The organism is Methanobrevibacter gottschalkii DSM 11977 (assembly GCF_003814835.1).
In the GTDB taxonomy this organism is placed as follows: domain Archaea; phylum Methanobacteriota; class Methanobacteria; order Methanobacteriales; family Methanobacteriaceae; genus Methanocatella; species Methanocatella gottschalkii.
The window spans coordinates 306,144-329,864 of the sequence record NZ_RKRG01000001.1 but is presented as its reverse complement, the minus strand read 5'-3'; the positions used below and the strand labels follow the sequence as shown (position 1 = coordinate 329,864).

The following is a 23,721-nucleotide window of genomic DNA, read 5'->3' as shown; positions in this document are numbered from 1 at the left end:
TAATTAAATTTTTTTAGTTGATTATTTTGATATGTTTAGGAATTGAAGGAACTGCAGAAAAAACAGGTGTAGGTATTGTTGATGGTGATGGCAATATATTGGCTATGACTGGAAATCAATTATTTCCAGAGGAAGGTGGTATTCATCCAAGAATGGCGGCAGAACATCATGCAGAATGGATTCCTAAATTAATTCCTCAGGCTATTGAAGAATCTGGACTTTCATATGAGGATATTGATATGATATCTTTTTCACAAGGCCCTGGCTTGGGTCCGGGTTTAAGAATTGTTGCAACTTCGGCCCGTAGTCTCGCATTATCTCTTAAAAAACCAATAATTGGTGTAAATCATTGTATTGCTCATGTTGAAGTTGGAAAACTTGATACTGGTGCTGTAAATCCGGTTTCTCTTTATGTAAGCGGTGGAAATAGTCAAGTTATTGCTCATGAAAGTGGAAGATATAGGATTTTTGGTGAAACCTTAGACATAGCTATTGGTAATTGCCTTGATCATTTTGGCCGTGAAACTGGTTTGGGTCATCCCGGTGGTCCAGTTATTGAAAAATTATCTAAACAGGGGTCTTATATTGATTTGCCTTATGTTGTAAAAGGAATGGACTTTTCATTTTCAGGATTATTGTCTGCTGCGTTAAGGGAAGCTAAAAAAGGAACTCCTATTGAAGACATTTGTTTTTCACTTCAGGAAACTGCTTTTTCAATGCTTGTTGAAGTAACAGAACGTGCTCTTTCCCATACTCAGAAAGATGAAGTAATGTTGTGTGGTGGTGTTGCAGCTAATTCAAGACTAAGGGAAATGCTTAACACAATGTCTGAGGAGCATGGTGCTAAATTTTATATGCCTGAGATGAAACTTTGTGGTGATAATGGTGTAATGATTGCATGGTTGGGTCTTTTGATGTTTCGTGAGTTTGGATCTATGGACTTATCTCAAACTGGTATTATTCAAAAGTTTAGAACTGATGAAGTTGATATTCCGTGGGTTGATAATGTTAAAACCTACTTAAAATTAAGTGATGATTTGATTGCTAAAGGTGCAGAATCTAACATTGTTAAAAGTAACTATTTGGGTGAAAAAGCTGTTCTAAAAGACAGAATTCCTAAGGGGTATAGAATCGCCGAAATTGATGATAAAATTAGAAGAGCAAGAACAAAAGAGGAAGCTAAACTTTTATCTGATGCAAAATGTGCTGGTGTTAAAACTCCTATTTTATATGATATTAACTTAGAAGAAAAATCAATTTTGATGGAAGAAATTAAAGGTAAAATGGTTAAAGATGTCATGGATGAGGATTTGGCATTTAAAATAGGTGTGGAAATTGCCAAACTTCATGCTGCTGATATTATTCATGGGGATATTACTTCATCAAATATGATGCTTCAGGATGGGAAATTGGTTTTTATCGATTTTGGTCTTGGAAAATATTCTAATTTAGATGAAGATAAAGCAGTTGATTTGCTTGTTTTAAAGAAATCTCTTCAGAGTATTGATTATAATTTAGCATCGAAATATTTTGATTGCGTATTGGTGGGATATGGTGATGAAAATATGGTTAATAAAATATCTGACATAGAGTCACGTGGGAGATATACCCACTAATTTTGGATTAACTATATAAAAAAATGAAATCATATTTAAAAATATGATAACATTTATAACTGGTAATGAACATAAAGTTAAAGAAGCAGAGAATATTTTCAAAGATTATGACATTAATTTAGAGCATATTGATTTAGGTTATGAAGAACCTCAAGGAACTCTTGAGGAAGTAGCTATATCAGGTGCAGAATATGCCTGTCGTAAACTTGATAAACCTGTGATTGTTGAAGATGCTGGTTTATTCATTAAAGCTTTAAAAGGATTTCCTGGAACATATTCACATTATGTTCAAGATACATTGGGAAATCAGGGAATTTTAAAGTTATTAGCAGATACTGATGACCGTTATGCCGAATTCAGGTCAGTTATTGGGTACTGTGCTCCCAATTCTGAGCCCAAGATCTTTTTAGGTAAGGTATCAGGTGAAATCGCAGTTGAAGAAAGAGGAGATTTAGGGTTTGCCTTTGATCCACTTTTTTATGTTCCAAGTCTTGGTAAAACATTTGGTGAACTTACAACTGAGGAAAAAAACCAATTTTCACATAGAAAAAATTCTTTAGAACAATTTATTAAATGGTATTCTAGTCAAGAATAATTTTTCTAAAGATTTTAAATTTATACTAATTGGGCTTATTTATAAATATTAAAGAGGTTATATTATGGCAAGACCAGAATGGGTAACTTATAGTGATGAAGAAATTGAAGAAATGATTTTAAAATTTAACAAAGAAGGTAAAAGCACTTCTGAAATCGGTATTGTATTAAGAGATCAATATGGAATTCCATCTGTTAAAGATGTTACTGGTGAAAGAATCACTCAAATTTTAAAAAGAAATGATCAAGCTGGACAATACCCGGAAGATTTATTAAATTTAATCAAAAGAGCTGTTAACATCAGAGATCACTTATCTGAAAATCCTAAAGATTTACACTCTAAAAGAGGTTTAACTATCATCGAATCAAGAATCAGAAGATTAGCATCTTACTATGTAAGTGAAGGTGCATTACCTGAAGGATGGAGATATAATCCAAAAGAAGCAGCACTCCTTGTTAAATAGGGCTAGTGAAGCAACAGATATGCTCAAGGAGCATATTGAAAATGATGACGTTATAAGAATAATTTCTCATAACGATGCGGATGGAATATCCTCTGCAGCCGTATTAGCGAATGCTCTTGCCGAAGAGGATGTACAATTCCATACTACAATTATTCCTCGTCTTAAAGGTGATATTGTAAATCAATTAAGGCATGAAAAATATGATTTATTCATATTCTCAGACATGGGAAGTCCATTTATTAAAGAATTCAACACATATAAACATGATGTTATTGTTGCAGATCATCATCAAGTAAATGATACTGAAGCGGAAAGCAATGTTGTACACTTGAATCCTCATTTGTTTGGAATAGATGGTAGTAAAGATTTATGTGGTGCAGGTTCAAGTTATCTTACTATTCGCGGGCTTGATAAAAAACATTTAGCTTATTTTGCTTTAATCGGTGCATTTGGTGATATGCAAGGACAAAATGGATTTACTGGAGTAAACAAACTAATTGTTGATGATGCTATTGAAAGCGGAACTTTAGAAATTCATGAAGGGTTGAAAATTGTTTCCAAATCATCTGAACCAATTTTTAAATCTTTAGCTTATACTTTTTCACCTCCTCTTCCTAAGATTAGTGGAGATTTTGAGGGTGCACGTGAATTTTTAGAACGTATGAACTTGTCTTATGGAATTAAATTCACAGATTTGGAAGACGAAGAGAAAGATTTATTAAAAGAAGCGTTGATGTCTATTAATCCGGATATTTTTGGAGATTGTTATACAGTTCCAAAAGAAGTACCATTATTGCGTGATCTGGAGGAGTATTCTTATATTCTTGATGCATGCGGTAAAAACAAAAAACAAGGCCTTGGTTTAAGTATTGCACTTGGCGAACGTGATCAAGCACTTGACACTGCTTTAAAATTACAAAGTCAATATAGGGATCAAATTGTTAAAGGTCTTGAATGGATTAAGAAACAAGGTGCTGAACAGCTTAATAGTATTCAGTACTTATATTCTGAAGATAAAGTATTAAAGTCTGTGATGGGTACTATTGCAAGTATAGGTTTGTCAGTTGAATTATTGGATGATTCAAAACCAGTGATTGGTCTTTCAAGGCTTCATAAGGATATTAAGATATCTGGCAGAACCACTCGTAATATGGTTGCAAAGGGAGTTAATTTAGGTAAAGCATTGCAAGACTCTTCAAACAACTTTGGTGGTACCGGAGGAGGTCATGACATCGCAGCGGGTGCTATGGTTGCTTATGAATTTAAAGATAAGTTCCTACACCTAGTTGATGAAATGGTTGAATATCAATTAACAAATGATTAATATGTTTTTAACAAAAAAAGAAGAACAAATGTGTGATGGGGAGTTTGGAGAAACTATCAGAAAAAGCATGGATATCTTAGTTGCTTTAGGGGATATCTATGGTGCTTCTAAATTGGTTGATATTACTTCCGCACAGGTATCTGGTGTTTCATATAAAACTATTGGAGATGCTGGTTTAGAATATCTTGAAGATTTGGCTCGTGACGGATCAGGTAAAGCTACCATTAATGCTTCATTAAACCCGCCAGGAACTGATTTGGATAACTGGAAAGAGTTAGGTTTTCCAGAAGAATTTGCAATTAAGCAAAATCAAATTGTGGATGCTTATGCAAATCTGGGAATTTATAAAACTTGTACTTGTACACCCTATTTGGTGGGTAATGTTCCAAGATTTGCAGATCATGTGTCCTGGTCAGAATCATCTGCTGTGGCATTTGTTAATTCTGTTATCGGAGCTAGGACTAATCGTGAAGGTGGTCCGGCGGCATTGGCGGCAGCTATTGTCGGTAAAACTCCATTATATGGATTCCACTTGGAGCAAAATAGGAAAGCTAATTTAATTGTCAATGTTGATTGCAAAATCAATGGTGCAGATTTTGGTGCATTAGGTTATATTATTGGTAAATTTGTTGGTGGTGGAGTTCCATACTTCAATTTAATGAATTCTCCCAATAATAATGATTTAAAAACTTTAGGGGCGGCACTTGCATCTTCAGGTTCAGTTGCTCTTTATCACATGGAAAATATAACTCCCGAACATAAAAATGCTGGAAAAGATGATGTTGAAGATATCATGTTTGTTTCAAGAGATCAAATTAATGAAACTCGCCAAAAATTATCCACTACTGATAAAAAACCAGATTTAATTTGTTTAGGATGTCCTCATGCATCTCTTGATGAAATTAAACAAGTAGCTAGCATTGTTCAAGGAAAAACTATTAAAAATAAATTATGGATTTGTACGTCCGTAAGTGTAAAGGCAACATCTGATAGAATGGGCTATACTAAGATTATTGAACAAGCAGGTGGAAATATTGTATGTGATACTTGTATGGTTGTAGCTCCTATTGAAGATATGGGCTTTGAAGTAATAGGTGTGAACTCAGCAAAAGCGGCAAACTATGTTCCGTCAATGTGCGGACTTGATGTTGTATATAATGATGTGGAAAATTTAATACAGTTTAAATAAATTTTCTATTTTTTTTTAAAAAATCTTAAATTTAATAAGATTCAAATATTATACTGATACAAACTGTGGGGAAGACTTTTTTATGAATTATTTAGTTGTTGGTGCTGGAAATGCTAGTAGGCCTGTTGCAAGATTATTAAATTATTTGGGTCATGATGTTGTTGTAACAGATTTAAAAGATATTTCTGAATTTAAAATAGAATTTCAAAGAAGTTTAATTGAAATGGAAAAAGAAGGGGTAAGATTAGATATGGCTAACAAAAATCCTTCAGTTGAAGGTTTTGATGCTGTTTATATGCCTCCTACTTTGCCCGAAACAGCTCCAATCGCTCAAAAAATTTATGAGTCTGACTTAAAAATTTTAACTAATGAAGAATTCTCTAAAATCGTAAATGATTTAATTGATGTGGATATTATTGGAATTACTGGAACTATGGGAAAAACAACTACTACTTTTATTACAACTAGCTTATTTAAACAAGCAGGATATAAAGTGTGGTCATGTTCTTCTCTTGTAAATAATTTAGTTTCAGAAGCTATTGTTGACGGTATTGTTAAAGGTAAAGTCAATGAATGTGATATAGCTATTTTTGAACTTCCTCATGGTACTATTGGTCTTTTAAACAAATTAAATATTAAAATTGGTCTTTTAACTAATATTGCAGAGGATCATTTATCAGAGTTCGGTGGTTCTCTTGAAAAGTATCAGAAACGTAAACTGTTATTGCAGGCAATGAGTGAGATTTTCATATCAAATAATTCATGTCATGATATAATTGAAAAAGTCCGTGATGATGCAATATTTTATGCTTTAGATGAAGATGTTGACTTTAAAGGTACTGTTGGTGATAAGTCATTAACTATTGCCTATGGTGATAATGAATTTACAACACCGTTTAATATGATGAGTTATTTCTTTGAAAACTCTGTTGCAGCAGCCTCTATTGCATTAACATATGGAGTTAATGAAAAAGATATCATCGATGCTTTAAAGGCATTTAAAGGTTTGCCTGCGCATATGGAAGATGTTGGGGAGTATAATGGCAGAAAAGTAATTTTGGATTCTGCGTTTTTATATGATGGAATGAAAATTACCCTTGATTACTTTAAAGATGATAGTGTTGTATTGTTCTTAGATCATTTTGATACCTTGTCTGTAAGGGACAAGGCAGAAGTTGGCAATCTAATAAGTGAATATAACCTTAAAGCAGTTATAGCTAGCGGATTTAATGAGGTTACACAGGCTGTTGAAATGGATGCTGCAAATGAAATTTTAGATGCTATAACTAATATAAACATTGAAAAAGTTGCTGTTGAAACAATAGAAAAAGCAGCTGAATTAACTTTCAAATATTCCGAGCCTGGAGATGTTATTTTACACATGGGGCCACTTATAGCATATGATAGATTAACTACTGTTGATAAAATTATTAAAGGACTTGAAAGAGGAAGTAAAAAGTATGAATAAAAATAAAACCTTCGGAGTTATTGGTGTTTGTGGAGCAAACGGAAATTTAATAGCAAGGATTCTTAAACAAAGAGGATATAATGTTATCGGGACTGATCTGTCTTTCAAAAAGGATTGCCGGTTTGCTAAAGCATTAGAAGGTTATGATATTGAAGTATTCTACGGAAATGCTCCGGAAGCTTTCTTTAAAAAGGCAGATTATATAATTCCTCCTGCTAGTTTATCTAAAGATTCTAGTTTATTTAAACAAATGGGGGACAAACCTATTTTTGAATTATATGATGTAATTGAAATGATTCAATCTGAAAAACCAGTCTTTGGAATAACTGGTACTAATGGTAAGACAACCACCACTACATTACTTAAAAAAATTGCTTATGATAATGGAATTAAACCATGTGAACATGATTTGGAAGGCATGCAAGGTAATGCTGAGTTTATTCCAATTTTACAATCTAGATTGGATGGAGATGTTGGAATTATTGAAGTGGGAACTTTTGGTGTTCCGGGAACTATTGGAAGAATAGTTAAAAATACTGGAATGTCCGGCGGTTTAATTACAAATATTACTCCTGATCATTTAAATGATCTTGGAAGTTTCATGGATTATGCAAAAGTTAAAGCGGAATTCATTTCTGAACTCGGTCTTGGTCAATTAATTGTAAATGGACAAGATCCAACAATTATGGGACTTTTAAGAGAACTTGATTTTAAAGGAGAAGTAATTACCTTTGGGGTTGATGAACTCCCGGATTCAATTGGAATGAAAGAATGTGTATGCGGAAATGAAATTGCTGTTAAAGAAATAATTTCGGGCTGCGGATACTACTTCTGTAAATGCGGCCTTACAACTCCTCAAGCTGATTATATTGCAACAAATATTGATTTAAAAAATAGAACTTTTGATTTGCATACTCCAACTGAAAAATTAACAGTTAAGATGGGAGTTGATGGACTTCACAATGTATACAATTTAACTGGAGTCATTATTGCAGCTCATAAATTCTTAGACTTACCTTATGATAAAATTTTACCTACAATTGCAAGTTTCACTGGTGTAAGTGGAAGAATGGAAGAAGTTGCAAAAGTTAAAGGGAAAGATATTTTTGTTGATTATGCACATAATCCTGCAGGTGTAGAAACAGTTTTAAAAGAATTTAAAAAGTTATTTGGAGACTTTACAACTGTAATTACAGTTTCATCTGAATCAGGATATGTTGGGGATATTGATATATTTAACAGTGCTTTGAAATTTTCAAAATTCATTGTTCCAGCATCAGTTGCATCACAAAAAATAGCAATTGAAAAACTTAAATCAAAGCCCGAATTAAATGATAGGATATTTTTAAACCATATTGATAACTTTGAGAAAACTGGAACTCTTGGGGCTTCTGAAGATGAAGTTCGGGATGGTTTAAGAAAAGCTTTAAATTTGGATTGTGAAATGGTAATAGCTATTGGAGAAGCTGCTACTAAATTCAAGAATGCTGTTTTTGATTTATAATCCTATTTTTTAAATTTACTTTCTAAGCAATATTACTTTTCAAATGCTCTCACTAAACATTTTATAAATATCAAAGAGTAATATGATAATATTTAAGGTTTGGTATTATGACTAGTTATATTTCTCATCCTCTATTGAAAGAGAATGCAATTGAATCAAGATTATATCAGCAAGTGCTTGCAGGGGATGTTTTAAAAAAAGGAAACACTATGGTTGTTGCACCTACTGCTTTAGGTAAAACAATTGTGGCAGTTTTAGTTGCAGCAGATAGGTTGCAGAAGGTTAAAAATTCTAAAATACTGATTTTAGCTCCTTCCAAACCATTAGCAATTCAACATGAAGCTAGTTTTAAAGAGTTTATTACTCTCCCATGCGCTTCAATAACTGGTGCTATTAAGCCAGAAGAGAGAGTTAAAAGATGGGAAGAATCAAGAATAATTTCTGCAACACCTCAAACTGTTGAGTCTGACTTATTAAATGGACGTTATGATTTGAGTAGTGTTTCTTTAATGGTATTTGATGAATGTCATCATGGTGTCGGATCTTATTCTTATGTATATCTGGCGTCTCGATATGTTCAGGAATCTAAGTTTAATCTAATTTTAGCTCTTACTGCTTCTCCAGGTTCAGATAAACTTAAAATCAAAGAAGTTTGTGAGAATTTATACATTCAAAACATTGTTGTTAAAACAGAAGAGGATGCTGATGTGAAACCTTACTTTAATCCAGTAGAACTGGATTGGGTTAGAGTAAAGATGAGTAGTGAAATTGAGAAAATTAAAGGATATGTAGATAAATCTCTAAAAATAAGACTCAAAGCTTTGAAAAATATGGGAATTATTAGAACCGTATCTGTTGGAAAAGTTGATATTTTAAAAGCAAGGGGAAAAGTTCAAGGCGAGATTGCAAGATCCACTAATCCTGATAAAGATTTATTTCAGGCTATTTCTATTTTAAGTGCTGTTATTAATATTCAACATGCTCAGGAGTTAATCGAAACTCAGGGTGTTCAAACATTTAATAAATATGTTGCAAGGCTACGTAAAAAGAAAACTAAAGCCGCTAAATCATTAATGTGGGATGATAATTTTAGCCGTGCTATTAAATTGGCAAGGGAAGCTGAAAAGCATGGGTGGGAGCATCCAAAATTAGGAGAAATTACAAAAATCATCAAAAAGGAATTGGGAGAAAGTGATGGTCAACTTAAATTGACTACTAATCGTTTTGATGATAAGAATGATAAGAATGCATCTAAAATTATGGTATTTACTCAATATCGTGATACTCTTGAGATGATTCATCAGAAACTTGAAAAAGAAGGAATTAAATCAGTTAAATTCTTTGGACAAGCGTCAAAAGATGGTGAAAAAGGTTTAACTCAAAAACAGCAAAAAGCGATTATCAAATCATTTAAAATGGGGGAATATGATGTTTTGATATCTACCAGTGTGGCTGAAGAGGGCATTGATATTCCTGCTGTGGATTTGGTTATATTATATGAGCCAGTTCCCTCTGAAGTACGTATGATTCAAAGACGTGGAAGAACTGGCCGTAAAAGAACTGGTCGTGTAAAAGTATTGATGACTAATGGAACAAGGGATGAAGCTTATTACTGGACCAGTGTCAATAAAGAAAGCCGTATGAAAAATCAATTAATAGATCCGGATGTTTTAGAAGAGTTAAATGCATCTGCAATTGAACGTATGGAAAATCAAAGAAATGTAAAAGTCATTGAAAAGCCTAAAAAAGAAAACAATTTTCCAATTGTTTATGCGGATTCCCGTGAAGGTAATTCAAAAGTAATTAGGCACTTAACTGAAATGGAAATTGATGTTAAAGTTAATTCAATGGCTGTTGCTGATTATCAGGTAAGTGATGAAGTGGCAATTGAGAGAAAAACAGCAAAAGATTTTGTTGATTCAATTATTGATAAAAGATTATTTAAACAAGCTCGTGAATTATCAGAGGAATTTAAACGTCCTTTATTGATTCTTGAAGGTGATGATTTATATGCTGGTATGGTTAATCCAAATGCAATTCGCGGATCATTAGCATCAATTGCAATTGATTTTGGCATTAGCATTATTCCAACAAGAAATGCTCAGGATACTGCTGCAATGATTAAAAGAATTGCAGTTCGTGAACAAAATGGTGAAAGGACTCCTATTCAGATTAGAACAGATAAAAAACCTGTAAGCATGTTGGAACAACAACTGTTCATTGTCGAGTCTTTACCGAATATTGGTCCTGTTAATGCTAAAAATTTGCTTGCTCATTTCGGTAGTGTTGGAAAAATAATAAATGCAAGTGAAAGTGACCTTCAGGAAGTTGAAGGTATTGGTAAAAAAACAGCAGAAAATATTAGAAAGGTAATTGATTCAAAATACCTTTATTTTGAAAAGGAAATTAAAGAAAAAAGGCTTCTCTAAAAGTTCTTTTTCATATATTCGTAACTTTTTTTGATGGAATCATAGTTATTTACTTCAATGATGTAGATGCCATCGTAATTATTTTTCTCTAAAGTGTTTACTATATGGTTTAAATCAATTGACCCCTCACCTAATGCAAGGTGTGTGTCATCATCACCAAAATTATCATGGATGTGTATGTGTTTAATGGAATCAAAATACATTTCCTCTGACGAATATCCTGCATGTTTAGCATGACCAATGTCTAAAGTCATTGAGAGGTTGTTGTCTGTTAGAAATTCATGTAATTTTTCGATATTGCTGTAAATCATATTGTCAAACTGGGGCATATTTTCAAAAGTAGTTTGTACTCCTAAATCTTCTCCATATCCTCCAAGTTCGATCATCGATTTATTAGCAACATCAATAACTTTGCTTCTAAAGTATTTGTTTGCTAAAAAGGGAATAGTTCCAGGATGTATGACAACCGATTCGCAGTCAATTTTATTTGCGAGTTTAAATGAGGATTTAATTTGATTGATTGCATTTATTCTGCTCTGATTTTGTAAACTTGCAATATTAACATCCATAAAAGGTGTGTGAATTGAATATTTTAGATTAAAATTTTCTAATAATTCAACATCAATACTTTCATTAGGAAATTGGTGCACTAATTCAGCATAATTCAGTCCTAAATCTTCAATAAATTCTAAAGTATTTTCTAATTTATATTCTATTCCTGCAAGTGTTGATGCTCCAATTTTCATAATATCACATTTTTTGAATTGCAGTAATTTCTAATCCCATTTCAATAGCTTCAATAATGAAATCAGATAATTCTATTCCTCTTTTAATTTTTATTTCTCCTTTTTTAGAAGTTGTAGCTGTAAGTAAATATTCCCCGTCTATAAATACATCAAAATTCTTCCTTCCTTTGTCACGACCTAAATCTAAAATTAATTGTTTTTTTGTGTGGATAATATCAACTTCAATTGGATGTTTATTTATTGGTTTTGATTCGATTACTTCAACTCCAAGACTTATTCCAATACTTTCTTCAATCTCAGCAATTCTTTTACCGTTTTTTCCAATGATTTTTGGAATAAAATCTTCTGGAATGTAAATGTTTGCTCGCTCAGGAGAGGTAACTTCCACATCAACTTTAGCTTTTTTCGGAAGAATTTTTCTAATTTTTCTTAAGATTTCTTTTTCTGCAATTTTTTCAACTGCAGTTTTTTGTCTTTCACTATTTTGAGAACCATTGACTAAATCCATGTCCATGACTATGGTCTGCTCACCATAAGTGTAGATTTCATTTTTAAGCTCACCAGTTTCAAAGTCTCTTACTTCAATTACGGGTCTTGCAAGATCTGCTTCTTTCATTCCGGTGGGAACTTTTACAGTCATTTTTGTTTCATAAACATGAGTAACTTTCCCGTCTTCAATATAAATACTTGTATCAACAATGGAGGGGATTACTCCAAGTTCAACTCTTGAAGCTATTCTTTGGATTGCATCTATTGGCCGAGTTGCATGCACTACTCCAATCATTCCAACGCCGGCCAATCTCATATCTGCAAAGATATTAAAGTCACTATTTTTTCTAAGTTCGTCATAAATAGTATAATCCGGTCTTACAAGTAATAAAACATCTGCAGTATTTTCCATACTCCCTTCTAATGGGCTGTATTGCGTAATTTCATCTGGAAGTTGCAAATCTCTTGGAGATTCCATTGTTTTTACAACTTTATTTAATTTTGAAGAATAATATTTTGCAATAGCCTGTACAAATGTAGATTTTCCTGCTCCGGGTGAACCAGAGATTAATATTCCTTCAGCGCTAGTTCTAATCCTATCTAATAATTTTTCAGATAGGTTGTATTCATTTAAACTTATACTAACAACAGGTCTTACGGCTGTAATTTCTAAAGCCTCTGAAAATGGAGGATAAGCTATTGAAATCCTATATTCTCTTGATTGAACAACAAAAGAACCCTCTTTTTCACTTTCAAGATAAGTCTTAGGATCACTTTTTGCTTTATCAAGAATTTCATCAACAATTTTTTTGAGTTCTTTGTAAGTATAACGTTTTTCGTTTAATATTTTAAAATCAACATGTCCTGGAGTTCCTTTTTTAGCCATTGGAACAACATTTTCTTTTAAATGAATGGACATGGTCTCATCATCAAAAAATTTTTCAATTGAAAGTGGAGTTTCTTTGTATTCCTGTTCAAAATAATAAACAGGAATTCCTTGAGCTTTAGCAGTTTCAGCCTGTACTTTGTCATTTGTAAGAAGAGTTCCCATTTCGCTTCTTGCTAAATCTCTTATTATGCTATCAATTTCACCACTTTTAGCATATTTGATATCATGATTGGTTGGTCTTCTTCCTTTAAAGCTAATGGATAGCTCTCCATCGTATTGGAGTTCTTGTAATTTTTGCAATTCTTTTAATCCTTTTTGACCTTCTGATCTGTTAGCATTGGCTTGGTGTTCAAGTTCACAAACAACTGCTTCAGGTACAATAATTTCAGGATAATCAATATTCTCCTTTTCAATTAATTCAGTTATTGCACCTATAATAACAGCACTTGTGTCTGGTATTATACATTTCATTTTAATACACGTCTTCTGGGTTTACAAGTCTTTCTAAAATAACTTCTAAATCTTCATCTTTTAAATCGTCAATATCAACTTCATTTTTTGTGTTTATTTTTCTATAAAAACATGAAAGATATCCTTCATGGCAAGCAGCGCCTGTTTGGTTGATTTTTAGTATAATTGCATCCATATCACAATCAACAAGGATTTCTTCAACTTCTTGGATGTGGCCTGAACTTTCACCTTTAAGCCATAATTTGTTTCTTGAAGTACTCCAATAATGAGCTTTGCCTGTTTTAATAGTTTTGATTAGTGCTTCTTTGTTCATATTTGCAAGCATTAATATTTGATTTGTTTTTGCGTCTTGTGCAATAGCAGTAATTACTTTAACTCCGTTAATTTCATGCCTGAAGTTGACTTTCATTTCTATTCCTCTTTAAGATAATCTACAATATTATTAATACCAACTAATTCTTGTTCGCCATTAATCATATTTTTAATAGTGACTTTATCTGATTTAAGGTCATTAGCACCGATAATAATCATTTTTTCAACTTTGATTTTATCAGCGTAATTCATTAATTTCTTGAATTTTTTACCGTTTAAATCGACATCTGCCTTAAATCCATTTTTTCTTAAAATTTGGGTTATTTCAAATGCTTTTAGTCTAACATCGTTAGAAATAGGAGCTACATAAACATCTAAGTGGGAAGGCAATTCCTCTTTATCTGCAAGTTCCTCAATTGCATTCATTAATCTGTCAAAACCTAGAGCAAAACCAGTGGATTCTACTTCCTGGCCTCCAAAAAGTTTAACGAGGCTGTATGATCCTCCACCGCATATTTGTTTTTGGGCACCAAGTTCTGGAACATAAATCTCAAACACGATTCCGGTATAATAATCAAGACCTCTTGCAACACCTAGATTTAATGTATAATTTTCAACTTTAAAAGCATCTAAAAGTGAAATTAATTCTTTAAATTCTTCTAATGCTGCTTTCGATTCTTCATAAGGGGATATTAATTCTTCAACTTCAGGAATAATTGATTTATCTCCTACAAGATCAATCAGTTTTAATAAAATCTGGTTTAATTCTTCATTATTGATTACAGGTTCGTCTCCACTTAATGATTCAATAAGCAAATCTTTATCTCCCTTATCAATAACTACCATAATTTCCCTTTGAGTTTCAACTGAAATGTCAAAATGTTTGAATAATCCTCTTATAATTCCAAGGTGGTTAAGATTGACATCAGCTGTTGTAATTCCAAGGGATTTAATTGCATCACAACAAAGTGCAATAACTTCTGCTTCACCTTGAGGTGTTTTAGCACCTATTAATTCACAACCAAATTGCCAAAATTGCCTGAATCTTCCTTTCTGAGGTCTTTCATATCTAAAACAGCTTCCATAATAATAGAGTTTAATTGGTTTAGTCGATGTTTTTTCAAGTTCATTCAAATATAATCTAGCAACTGGTGCTGTTATTTCAGGTCTTAAAGTCAATTCTCTATCAGATTTATCTTTAAAATTGTATAATTGATTTACAATTTCTTCTCCAGATTTGGTTGTGAATAATTTCAATTCTTCAAATAATGGTGTTTGAATCTCTTGATAACCGTAACTTTCAAATACTGTTCTTAAGGTACTTTCTGCTTGTTTTCTTTCTCTCATTTCTTCAAATAAAAAATCTCTTGTACCTCTCGGTCTTGTAAATTCCATTTTTACTCTCCTTATAAATGATATATTATAGTTTAAGTTTGTATATACAAATTTATATAATCTTTGTTAATCAATTAAATATTATATGAAAATTAAAGGTAGTACAAATATTGTAGGATTAATTGGCCATCCTGTTGAACACAGTTTCTCTCCACCTATGCACAATGCTGCATTTGATAAATTAAATATGGATTATGCATATGTTGCTTTTGATGTTGATTCTAATAATCTAAAATCAGCAATTGATGGTGCTAAATCATTAAATATTAAAGGGTTTAATGTTACAATTCCTCATAAAATTGGAATAATGCAATTTTTAGATGAAATTGATGAGGTTGCTAGTTTAATAGGTGCAGTTAATACAATTGACTTTAAAAATTTAAAAGGATATAATACTGATGGAATCGGTGCTGTAAGGGCAATTGAAGAAGTTACTAATATTAAAAATAAAAATGTTGTAGTTGCTGGTGCAGGCGGTGCATCAAGAGCCATTTCATTTTATCTTGCTAGGTATGGTGCAGACACTATAACTCTACTAAATAGGAATGTTGACAGGGCAATGAATCTTGCAGAAGATATTTTGGATTCCGGATTAATTACTGAAATTAAATCAGATTCCATCTCTGAAATCAACAGCTATTTGTCTGATGCAGATATTCTAGTTGATACAACGCCTAGGGGAATGCACCCTCACACAGATGATGAGCCTATTGCTCGAGCGGAAAATATGCAAGAAGATTTAGTTGTATTTGATGCAGTTTATAATCCTAATGAAACTGTTTTAATAAAAGAAGCAATTAAAGCAGGTGCAAAACCAGTTTATGGAATTAAAATGTTACTTTATCAGGGAGCAGAAAGCTTTAAAATATGGACTGGAAGAAAAGCACCAATTGATGTAATGGAAAAGGCTTTAGGGGAAACACTTAATTTAGAGTGATAATATGGATTTAATGTTTGATGTTTCAGGATTGGCAGGTGAAAAAGAAGAGTTTTCAACTTCAAAAAAAGATGTGTTGAAATTTCTGAAAATAATTGGAGTAGACAGTCGTTTTGTATCTTACACACCAGATAAAATTTACATTAATAATTTAAGATTTTCAAAGTTTTCAAGAAAAAGACAAGCTACCTTTAATAAGCAATATCCTGAAATTGAAGTTGTAAGAAGCTCATTATTCCAAAAGATATGTTCTAAGTCATCAAAACACTTGGCTTTGGAAATTAAACCAAATTCACTTGTCTTAATGCCTAAAGATAATTTCATAGTTGAGCTAATCATGGAGCCTTATACACGTAAGTACGGTGCTAGGCTAGTTTATGAGGGGGATTATGATTTGATGGTTAATCCATTGATTTTAGATGATCAAGTAAATGATATATTTGAAGGTATTTTCAATGGGGAAGGTTTAAATTTTAATATTAATTCTAATGAGATTTATCCGTTAATTAATGTACCTTTAAACTGGATTAATTCCTTTTTAGAAATGGATGGTCAAAAATCAATTGAAAATAAAAATAAAAACAGGTTAGCTGCCTCATTCAGTGAATTTTTGGAAGATGTAGCTCCGCAATATAAAGAAAATGTTGTTAAAGCAGCTAAATATATTGAAAAAAAATTAGAAACTGAACAATGAAACCTGTTTGTCAGTTTTCTTTTTTTCCTTTTTCTCTTTTGGGGGTTCTTTTTTAACTGTATCTTCAGCTTTAGTTTCATCAGGTTTTGAAATTTCATATGAATCTTCAATTTCAACTGCAGCTGTTATCATTTGGTTTTTAAGTTCTTCAGCACGCCTGTCACGTTCTTCAACTCTCATTTGAGCTTTCTGTTTTTCCATTTTATTAATAACTTTCTTAGGAATTTTTTTAGATCTAAATCTTTTGATTTCATTATCTTCAAGTTCCAAATAATCAGAAATCTCCCAAGCAAGTTCATCGTTTTTAAACATTATCTCAAGATATGGGAACATTGAAATAGCTATTGAATGTGAAACGTGTAATTTTACAGACATTTTTTCAGCAATTTCATCTCTAAGATTTCTTTTGCCCCTATTACGGCTCATTAATGTGAATATGGTTGGAGTTTGTATTTTTGTGAATTTTTTATATGTTTCATGTTTGGAGTTACTTACTCCAATTCCCATAAAGTCGCTTGCATATTTCCAATAGCCGTAATTTCTGCTGCGTTGTGTTCTTCCAAAGAAAATGTCTGCTTTTGAAATGTAGTCATAAGCTTTTTTGATTTCATCTTTTTTCTTGTATTCTCTTGGAATGTTTTCAGCAATATATTCCATGACAAGTGTTGGATCTTCTTCAATCCACATCGCTTCTTTAACGTGTGCTGGTGTTTTACTTTTTAAAACACCTGTAATTGCATTAAATATGTCTGAACGGGTATCCTTGGTTTTCATGTTTTCTACATCTTGGACTTCAAGTGTAGAATCTTTACTGGATAATGCTTGCAATGTGTTGATTGCTGATCTTACATCTCCTTGTGATTTTAAGGCAATCTCTTTTAATGCTGCAGGATTTGCATCCACGTTTTCTGCTTGAGCAATTTCTCTTAAAAGTTTTGTGATGGAATTCCATCTTGACTTTTTCATCTTAATTACTTGGCATTTTGGTTTTATAGATTGCAATCTTTTTGAGTAAAAATCGTTAGCTATTAAAATCATTGGATGTTTTGAACTTTTAATTATATCTCCAATAGCTTTAACTCCTCCACGGTCGTTAGTTCCGTGAATGCCGTCTACTTCATCAAGGATTATTAATTTGTATTCGTCTCCAAAAAGGGATCTGGAAGATGATGACTCTCCAATTGTACTTTTGATAATCTCTTGTGAACGTTTATCACTAGCGTTAAGCTCAATATGTTCTGAGAATTGTTTTGCTATAATTTGAGATAGGGTTGTTTTTCCAATGCCTGGCGGACCAACTAAAAGTAGTGGTATTTGGGGGTTATTTGATTTCCATGCATTAACCCAATCTGTAATTATTTTAATCTCTTTTTTATTACCTACCACTGCACTTAATTCTTGTGGTCGGTATTTATCAGTCCATAACATTTATATACCTTATAAGAATTGGGTTAACAAAGCTTCGAGTTGAATTCTTGGATTTGCTCCTTCCCTTATTCTGAAATCACATTCAGCGATAGATTCAATTAAATCCATGTAGATTGACGCATCCATTTTTCCTTCAAGAACTCTTTTAGAAACATCTTGGTAAATTTGAGTAACCATATCTTCTCCGCTTGTTCCCTGAAGTACTATAGTTTCTCTAAGAAGTGTGCGAGCACCCATAAAGTCACCCATTAATGCTTTATTTATCATATTTTCAATGTCTTGTGGTTTAGCTTTTGAAACAACTTCGTAAACTGAATCTTCTGTGACTGTTTCTCCTTCGGATGTTGCGGCTTGAAGGACATTTACTGCTTTTCTCATATCTCCTTCAGCAAAATAAACAATTGATTCAAGACCTTCATCATCAGCTTGGAATCCTTCACTTTCACAAATATATTTTAAACGTTCTTTAATTTCTTCTCCTTTAATTGGAGCAAATCTGAATATTGCACATCTTGATTGAATCGGATCAATGATTTTTGATGAGTAATTACATGAAAGTATAAATGAAGCGGTTTTAGTATACATTTCCATTTCACGACGAAGGGCATGCTGAGCATCTTTTGTCATGTTGTCCACTTCATCTAAAAATATTATTCTAAATGGAGCACCAACAGGTTTCAATCTACAGAAATTTTTAATATTATTTCTTACAGTTTCAATTCCTCTTGCATCAGATGCATTTAATTCTAAAAAGTTTTGTCTCCAGTATTCTCCTAAAATGGATTTTACTAATGCTAAGGCTGTGGTTGTTTTACCAACACCTGCAGGACCTGTAAACATTAAGTTAGGCATACTTTCTTCGCCTACATATTTTTGTAATCTTGCAACAATCTGTTTTTGTCCTACAATGTCTTCTAATTTTTGTGGTCTATATTTTTCTACCCATGGTCCGCTCATTTAATCACCATTTTTTATATAGTAAAATTTATGTATTTTGTAATTAAATTATTTTTTGATTAACTTTTAAAGTATATGAAATCTAATAAATATATATTTAAAGTGAGCATTTTAAAACTAATGTTTACAACAAAAATTAAGGTGTTATAAAATATGAAAAATACATGGAAACTTAAGTTAAGAATGATTCTTACATCAGTTGTAATGTTTACTATTGTATATTTCCTTATCATGCTTGTAGGGTTGTACCTTGGTGTGAGCAGCTGGAAATTATACTTTGGAGCAAGCTTAGTAATCGTATTTTTACAATATTGGTTTGGACCATCATTGGTAAAACGTTCAATGAATGTAAGGCCCTTATCAGAAGCTGAAGCACCTCATATTCATCAGATGGTTCAGGAATTAGCAGACGCAGCTGGAATTCCAAAACCAGAAATTGGTTTATCTGAAATTAATATTCCAAATGCATTTGCATATGGCAGATCAAGCAGAAGTGGACACATTGCAATTACCCGTCCAATTTTGGGATTACTTGACCGTGATGAACTGAAAGCCGTTATTGGTCATGAAATGGGGCATATTAAACATAATGATATGATTGTTACTGCTGCTGTTAGTGTTATTCCAATGATTTGTTATTATATTGCATTATCTTTCATGTTTTCAGGAGATAATGACAATGGTGGCGGAATTATAATCGGAATTCTTGGATATGTGTTCTATTTGATTGGTCAATTGCTGGTGCTCTTTATTTCAAGAACTCGTGAATACTATGCTGATGAAGCAAGTGTTGATTTTGGAAACCGTCCTGCAGCATTGGTGTCTGCACTTTATAAATTATCTTATGGTGCAGCTAGTTGTGATAAGCAGACAATTTCTGAAGTAAATACAAACAGGGCATTCTTTATAAATGATGTAAACAATGCAAGGCATGATGTTTCTGATTTCCAACAAATTGACTTTGATGGTGATGGAAAAATATCTAATGATGAGTTAAGAAGACTTGCAAATTCCGATGTTAAAGTTTCAAGGAAAAATGGGCTCATGGAATTATTATCCACCCATCCTGATTCATTAAAAAGAGTTAAAAGATTAGCGGAGTTAGAATAATGAAAATGATTTTAGATGAACGTGGTAAGAAGTATGTTTTAAAATCTGGAGAAGATTTCCAAAGTGATTTGGGAATTGTATCTGCTGATGTATTAAATGATGCAGATATTGGTGAAGAGGTTAAAAGTCACTTAAACCACACATTTAAAATTATAAAACCGAATATCAATGATTTCATTGATATTATGGATAGAAGATGTTCAATTCTCCTTAAAAAAGATATTGGATTGGTATTGGCTCATACTGGTTTGGGATCAGGCTCACGTGTAGTCGATGCTGGAACAGGTGCAGGAGCTATTGCACTAAACTTCGGAAATGTTGTTGGATCTGAAGGTGATGTCTTTACCTATGAAATTAGGGAGGACTTTGCTGAAGTTGCCCGGAAAAACATTGAAAAATTTGGAATTACTAATGTTCATGTTAAAAATAAGAATATTAAAGATGGGATTGATGAAGATAAAATTGATTTGGTCTTTTTAGATTTGCCAAAACCTTTCGAGGTATTTGAAGAAGTAATGGAATGTTTGAATGTTGGCGGGTGGTTAACAGTTTATGCCCCTTACATTGATCAAGCAGAAATTTCTTATCGCATTGCAAAAAAATTAGGATTTTATGATATTGAGATTTTTGAAATTTTAGAACGTGGTCTTGAAGTTAGGCCTCAGGGTGTCAGACCAAAAACACGAATGGTTGGTCACAGCGGATATATGGTATTTGCACGAAAATTATAGCTATTCTTTAATTAATTTTAGCTATAATTATTTTACTATTTTTAATATAACTGTGTCATTAATTTGATGGTTTTATTTTAATTAAAATAAAAAGAAAAAGTTGGAATAATTTTGTTATTCCATAAATATTGCAGGTTTATATGGCATTGCATTTTTAGCCTTATTTTGTGGATCGTATGAGTCATCAGTATGGATGATAACTTCATTTCCACATTCTTCTTTGATGTAGTCAAGAGCATCAGATAAGATTTCTGCTTCGTTGATTTTGCCGATATATCTTGTTTTAGTTATCTCTTTACCGATTTTTTTAGCTACCATTGCAATTTCTTTTTTATCATCATGAATTTTAGATCCAATGGCTCTTCCCATAATCTGTCCGATGTCTGGTTTTCCCACTTCGTCAGCTATTTTGTATAAGTCCCATTTCCAGTCAGGTGCAAGATAAATGTGGACTTTTTCAACATCTTCTCCAACCATCTGTTTGATGTGGGCAATATCTTTAATGATGTTTTCCACTAAATCTTCTGATTTTTCAATTTCAGCACTTACAAGCTCTTCATTGTATTCTGGCCATGCTGCTTCACTTGCAAATCCAGCTCCGCCATAGGTTGACCATAATTCTTCTGAAGTGTGAGGAGTGAATGGAGCAAGGAGTCTAATCCATGCTTCAAGAACAGTGGATAAAACATAGATTACTGCAGAATCTTGTGCATCAATTATGTGTTTTACTCTGTATAAGTAATGATCTACATCTTTTTTAAGTAAGAATAAAGAATCTTGCAGTGCTTGTCTTGTTTGGAAGACTTCTAAAGCTTCAGTTGCATTTTTAATATGCTGATTAAGCTGACTGATTATCCATAAATCAATAGTTCTTTTTAATTCAACTTCTTCAATGTTACTTAAATCTAATGGGGAACCTTTGATTTCTTCAACTCTTGCTGCAAATTCTCTAAACCATTCAAGTCTTCTTTTAGTTCCGAGAACTTCCTTTTCTCTCCAGTCAAAATCTTGCCATGGTTCAGCAGATGCCATCAGGAAGAGCCTTACAACATCAGCGGAGTAGTCTTTGATTGCATCTTTAAGTAATATAACATTTCCTTTTGATGAAGACATTTTATTTCCTTCTAGAAGACCCATACCGAAGACTACAGTTCCTCTTGGCCATTTATCTTTAGGATAAATTGCACTGTGGTGGAACATTAAGAAGCTTAAGTGGTTACCAACAAGGTCTTTTGCGGATAATCTCCAGTCAAGAGGATACCAGTAGTTGAATTCGTCTTGAATTTCTTTAACTTTTTCCGCCGGCACTGTAATTTCCCCGGAGTCTTTGTTTAAAAGAACTTTGTCAAAGAAAGCAAGGTTTAAATCATCAGGGTTCATGTCTTTTAGGTATTTTGCAATAGTATAATATGACATGTAGATTGTTGAATCGGTTAAAGGTTCAATTAACCACTGATTGTCCCAAGGAAGTCTGGTTCCAAGTCCTACTTTTCTTGAACAAGCCCAATCATCTAACCAGTTGAGATAATATTCAAAATTATTTTTAATTTCTTTTGGGATTATGGTTTCTCCATCAAGAACTTCTAAGGTTTTTTCAGTCCATTCTTCATTACCATATTTCATGAACCATTGGTCGTCCATAATCTTAACAACACAATTGTTGCCGCATCTGCAGACTACTGGTCTTTCAGCAAAGTCGTACATGATTGTAGCCATGTTGTCATTGATTAATTTTTCTTTTAACTCTTCACGAGCAAAACGAACTTTCATACCACCGAAATCAGGGATGGAATCAATAATTTTACCTTTGCTGTGCTGGGCTTTGTATAATTCATTAGTGGCTTCATGTAATTTTTCATCGTTTTGGTCAGTAATTCCAAGTCTTTCAATGATGTCTGCTGCTGGAATTTCTCCATATCCTTTAAGCGTACATACTGGAATTGGATGAACATTTTCAATAATGCCTTCTAAATTGTACTTAGATATTAATTCGGCATTGTTTTTTAAGTCTTGAAGTGCAATGTAATCTGCTGGTGCATCTGCAGGTTCAGAGAAAACAACTCCACTTCCGTAGGATTCACTTACAAAACTTGCTGGGAAAACTGGTAATTCTTCCCCAGTAAACGGATTTTTAGCCATTTGTCCAATTAAATCGTTAGGATTAATTTCAGATATTATATCTAAGTTTTTAATTTGATTTTTTAAGTTGTAGTGAGCTTCTTTTGTAATGACCCAGCGTTCACCGTTAGCATTGACTAAGACATATTCAACATCCGGGTTTAACCAAATATTGGTTGCTCCAACAATAGTTTCAGGTCTTAAAGTTGCAGTTACAAGAATTTTATCTCCTATAGGGAATTTAAGCAATGTTAATTCATTAACTCCAACTCCTTCTCCTTCAAGCAAATCATGGTCTCCAACTGGGTTGTCACAGTTAGGACAGTATTTCACTGGATGTTCGCCTTTTGCAACTAGACCTTTTTCGTGTAATTGGGTAATTTGCCATTCGATGAATTTCCTGTATGTTGGATCAATTGTTCTAAATTCTCTTCTCCAATCAATAGAATAACCCATTTCTTCCATTACTTCATGGTATTCAGTTGAAAAGTATTTTACAATGTATTCAGGGTCTTCTAATTTTGGTAAAGTTTCTTTAGGAACTCCATGAACATTGTGGTATAAATCAAGTGTCCATTTGTCTTTTCTTTTAATTCTGTCCGCTATTCCGATAACTGGTGCACCAGTCACATGCCATGCCATTGGAAATAATACATTATATCCTTCCATTCTTTTGAATCTTGCATAAACATCGGGCACTGTGTAAGTACGTCCGTGACCTATATGCATCGCTCCACTAGGGTATGGAAAAGCAACAGTAAGGTATAATTTTTCTCGTTCATCTGGGTTTGATTCAAATAATTTTGCATCTGCCCATTTTTTCTGCCATTTCTTTTCAATATTTTCGCTCACTAAA

General features: G+C 32.7%; 19 protein-coding genes. 12 read left to right on the top strand and 7 right to left on the bottom strand.

All coding sequences use genetic code 11. From position 1 onward, the window contains the following. Positions 1 to 17 precede the first annotated feature (17 nt). From EDC42_RS01685 to EDC42_RS01650, 8 genes are all read left to right on the top strand, one after another. A complete protein-coding gene (locus tag EDC42_RS01685; protein WP_083234867.1) occupies positions 18 to 1,616 on the top strand; it encodes a bifunctional N(6)-L-threonylcarbamoyladenine synthase/serine/threonine protein kinase in 1,599 nt (532 codons plus the stop codon). 43 nt (positions 1,617 to 1,659) lie between these two features. Beyond that, complete coding sequence (locus EDC42_RS01680) at positions 1,660 to 2,211, top strand: XTP/dITP diphosphatase (RefSeq protein WP_069574898.1); 552 nt, start codon at positions 1,660 to 1,662, stop codon at positions 2,209 to 2,211. 64 nt (positions 2,212 to 2,275) lie between these two features. After that, positions 2,276 to 2,674 (top strand): 30S ribosomal protein S15, encoded by a 399-nt coding sequence (locus tag EDC42_RS01675; protein ID WP_069574899.1) that lies wholly within the window; start codon positions 2,276 to 2,278, stop codon positions 2,672 to 2,674. Further along, positions 2,664 to 3,998, top strand: coding sequence for a single-stranded-DNA-specific exonuclease RecJ (locus EDC42_RS01670; RefSeq protein WP_069574900.1), 1,335 nt, complete (start codon positions 2,664 to 2,666; stop codon positions 3,996 to 3,998). Before EDC42_RS01675 ends, EDC42_RS01670 begins: the two co-directional genes overlap by 11 nt. A gap of 1 nt (position 3,999) precedes the next feature. Continuing rightward, on the top strand, positions 4,000 to 5,187 hold the full coding sequence (locus EDC42_RS01665) for an aconitase X catalytic domain-containing protein (RefSeq protein ID WP_281272113.1): 1,188 nt from the start codon (positions 4,000 to 4,002) through the stop codon (positions 5,185 to 5,187). Positions 5,188 to 5,269: 82 nt separating this feature from the next. Further along, a complete protein-coding gene (locus EDC42_RS01660; protein ID WP_069574902.1) occupies positions 5,270 to 6,655 on the top strand; it encodes a Mur ligase family protein in 1,386 nt (461 codons plus the stop codon). Further along, positions 6,648 to 8,159 carry a Mur ligase family protein gene (locus tag EDC42_RS01655; RefSeq protein WP_069574903.1) on the top strand — a complete coding sequence of 504 codons (1,512 nt, stop codon included), beginning with the start codon at positions 6,648 to 6,650 and terminating at the stop codon, positions 8,157 to 8,159. Before EDC42_RS01660 ends, EDC42_RS01655 begins: the two co-directional genes overlap by 8 nt. A 107-nt stretch (positions 8,160 to 8,266) precedes the next feature. Further along, positions 8,267 to 10,588 carry a DEAD/DEAH box helicase gene (locus tag EDC42_RS01650; RefSeq protein ID WP_069574904.1) on the top strand — a complete coding sequence of 774 codons (2,322 nt, stop codon included), beginning with the start codon at positions 8,267 to 8,269 and terminating at the stop codon, positions 10,586 to 10,588. Here EDC42_RS01650 and EDC42_RS01645 read toward each other — a convergent pair. The 4 genes from EDC42_RS01645 to hisS are packed head-to-tail and all read right to left on the bottom strand — an operon-like array spanning position 10,585 to position 14,890. Next, positions 10,585 to 11,334 (bottom strand): sugar phosphate isomerase/epimerase family protein, encoded by a 750-nt coding sequence (locus EDC42_RS01645; protein WP_069574905.1) that lies wholly within the window; start codon positions 11,332 to 11,334, stop codon positions 10,585 to 10,587. The two genes, EDC42_RS01650 and EDC42_RS01645, sit on opposite strands and share 4 nt — an antisense overlap. A 4-nt stretch (positions 11,335 to 11,338) precedes the next feature. Then, positions 11,339 to 13,183 (bottom strand): PINc/VapC family ATPase, encoded by a 1,845-nt coding sequence (locus tag EDC42_RS01640; protein WP_069574906.1) that lies wholly within the window; start codon positions 13,181 to 13,183, stop codon positions 11,339 to 11,341. Between the two features lies 1 nt (position 13,184). Further along, positions 13,185 to 13,592 carry a phosphoribosyl-AMP cyclohydrolase gene (gene hisI / locus EDC42_RS01635; RefSeq protein ID WP_069574907.1) on the bottom strand — a complete coding sequence of 136 codons (408 nt, stop codon included), beginning with the start codon at positions 13,590 to 13,592 and terminating at the stop codon, positions 13,185 to 13,187. Positions 13,593 to 13,594: 2 nt separating this feature from the next. Further along, entirely contained in the window at positions 13,595 to 14,890 is a 1,296-nt protein-coding gene (hisS, locus tag EDC42_RS01630) for a histidine--tRNA ligase (RefSeq protein ID WP_069574908.1), read from the bottom strand. Positions 14,891 to 14,975: 85 nt separating this feature from the next. Here hisS and aroE point away from each other — a divergent pair, with 85 nt between their 5' ends. Together aroE and EDC42_RS01620 are read left to right on the top strand one after the other, a co-directional pair. Further along, a complete protein-coding gene (gene aroE / locus EDC42_RS01625) occupies positions 14,976 to 15,827 on the top strand; it encodes a shikimate dehydrogenase (protein WP_069574909.1) in 852 nt (283 codons plus the stop codon). Positions 15,828 to 15,831: 4 nt separating this feature from the next. Further along, on the top strand, positions 15,832 to 16,521 hold the full coding sequence (locus tag EDC42_RS01620) for an ATPase (protein ID WP_069574910.1): 690 nt from the start codon (positions 15,832 to 15,834) through the stop codon (positions 16,519 to 16,521). Here EDC42_RS01620 and EDC42_RS01615 read toward each other — a convergent pair. Both EDC42_RS01615 and EDC42_RS01610 read right to left on the bottom strand, forming a co-directional pair. Beyond that, positions 16,504 to 17,949: a replication factor C large subunit gene (locus EDC42_RS01615; RefSeq protein ID WP_069574911.1), complete on the bottom strand. Its 1,446-nt coding sequence runs from the start codon at positions 17,947 to 17,949 to the stop codon at positions 16,504 to 16,506. The genes EDC42_RS01620 and EDC42_RS01615 overlap by 18 nt on opposite strands. A gap of 9 nt (positions 17,950 to 17,958) precedes the next feature. Then, positions 17,959 to 18,906 carry a replication factor C small subunit gene (locus EDC42_RS01610; RefSeq protein WP_069574912.1) on the bottom strand — a complete coding sequence of 316 codons (948 nt, stop codon included), beginning with the start codon at positions 18,904 to 18,906 and terminating at the stop codon, positions 17,959 to 17,961. Between the two features lie 153 nt (positions 18,907 to 19,059). On the opposite strand from EDC42_RS01610, the gene EDC42_RS01605 reads away from it, so the two are divergent. After that, a complete protein-coding gene (locus EDC42_RS01605; protein WP_069574913.1) occupies positions 19,060 to 20,016 on the top strand; it encodes a zinc metalloprotease HtpX in 957 nt (318 codons plus the stop codon). Next, positions 20,016 to 20,747: a tRNA (adenine-N1)-methyltransferase gene (locus tag EDC42_RS01600; RefSeq protein WP_069574914.1), complete on the top strand. Its 732-nt coding sequence runs from the start codon at positions 20,016 to 20,018 to the stop codon at positions 20,745 to 20,747. The genes EDC42_RS01605 and EDC42_RS01600 overlap by 1 nt, the downstream gene beginning before the upstream one ends. A gap of 114 nt (positions 20,748 to 20,861) precedes the next feature. Here EDC42_RS01600 and leuS read toward each other — a convergent pair whose 3' ends face one another. After that, positions 20,862 to 23,717 carry a leucine--tRNA ligase gene (gene leuS / locus EDC42_RS01595; protein ID WP_069575556.1) on the bottom strand — a complete coding sequence of 952 codons (2,856 nt, stop codon included), beginning with the start codon at positions 23,715 to 23,717 and terminating at the stop codon, positions 20,862 to 20,864. Positions 23,718 to 23,721 lie beyond the last annotated feature (4 nt).

Bases quoted from the DNA above. Each gene is read 5' to 3' on its own strand.
- EDC42_RS01680 (WP_069574898.1), top strand. From the start codon at position 1,660: ATGATAACATTTATAACTGGTAATGAACATAAAGTTAAAGAAGCAGAG.
- EDC42_RS01675 (WP_069574899.1), top strand. From the start codon at position 2,276: ATGGCAAGACCAGAATGGGTAACTTATAGTGATGAAGAAATTGAAGAA.
- EDC42_RS01665 (WP_281272113.1), top strand. From the start codon at position 4,000: ATGTTTTTAACAAAAAAAGAAGAACAAATGTGTGATGGGGAGTTTGGA.
- EDC42_RS01660 (WP_069574902.1), top strand. From the start codon at position 5,270: ATGAATTATTTAGTTGTTGGTGCTGGAAATGCTAGTAGGCCTGTTGCA.
- EDC42_RS01655 (WP_069574903.1), top strand. From the start codon at position 6,648: ATGAATAAAAATAAAACCTTCGGAGTTATTGGTGTTTGTGGAGCAAAC.
- EDC42_RS01650 (WP_069574904.1), top strand. From the start codon at position 8,267: ATGACTAGTTATATTTCTCATCCTCTATTGAAAGAGAATGCAATTGAA.
- EDC42_RS01645 (WP_069574905.1), bottom strand. From the start codon at position 11,334: ATGAAAATTGGAGCATCAACACTTGCAGGAATAGAATATAAATTAGAA.
- EDC42_RS01640 (WP_069574906.1), bottom strand. From the start codon at position 13,183: ATGAAATGTATAATACCAGACACAAGTGCTGTTATTATAGGTGCAATA.
- hisI (WP_069574907.1), bottom strand. From the start codon at position 13,592: ATGAAAGTCAACTTCAGGCATGAAATTAACGGAGTTAAAGTAATTACT.
- hisS (WP_069574908.1), bottom strand. From the start codon at position 14,890: ATGGAATTTACAAGACCGAGAGGTACAAGAGATTTTTTATTTGAAGAA.
- aroE (WP_069574909.1), top strand. From the start codon at position 14,976: ATGAAAATTAAAGGTAGTACAAATATTGTAGGATTAATTGGCCATCCT.
- EDC42_RS01620 (WP_069574910.1), top strand. From the start codon at position 15,832: ATGGATTTAATGTTTGATGTTTCAGGATTGGCAGGTGAAAAAGAAGAG.
- EDC42_RS01615 (WP_069574911.1), bottom strand. From the start codon at position 17,949: ATGTTATGGACTGATAAATACCGACCACAAGAATTAAGTGCAGTGGTA.
- EDC42_RS01610 (WP_069574912.1), bottom strand. From the start codon at position 18,906: ATGAGCGGACCATGGGTAGAAAAATATAGACCACAAAAATTAGAAGAC.
- EDC42_RS01605 (WP_069574913.1), top strand. From the start codon at position 19,060: ATGAAAAATACATGGAAACTTAAGTTAAGAATGATTCTTACATCAGTT.
- EDC42_RS01600 (WP_069574914.1), top strand. From the start codon at position 20,016: ATGAAAATGATTTTAGATGAACGTGGTAAGAAGTATGTTTTAAAATCT.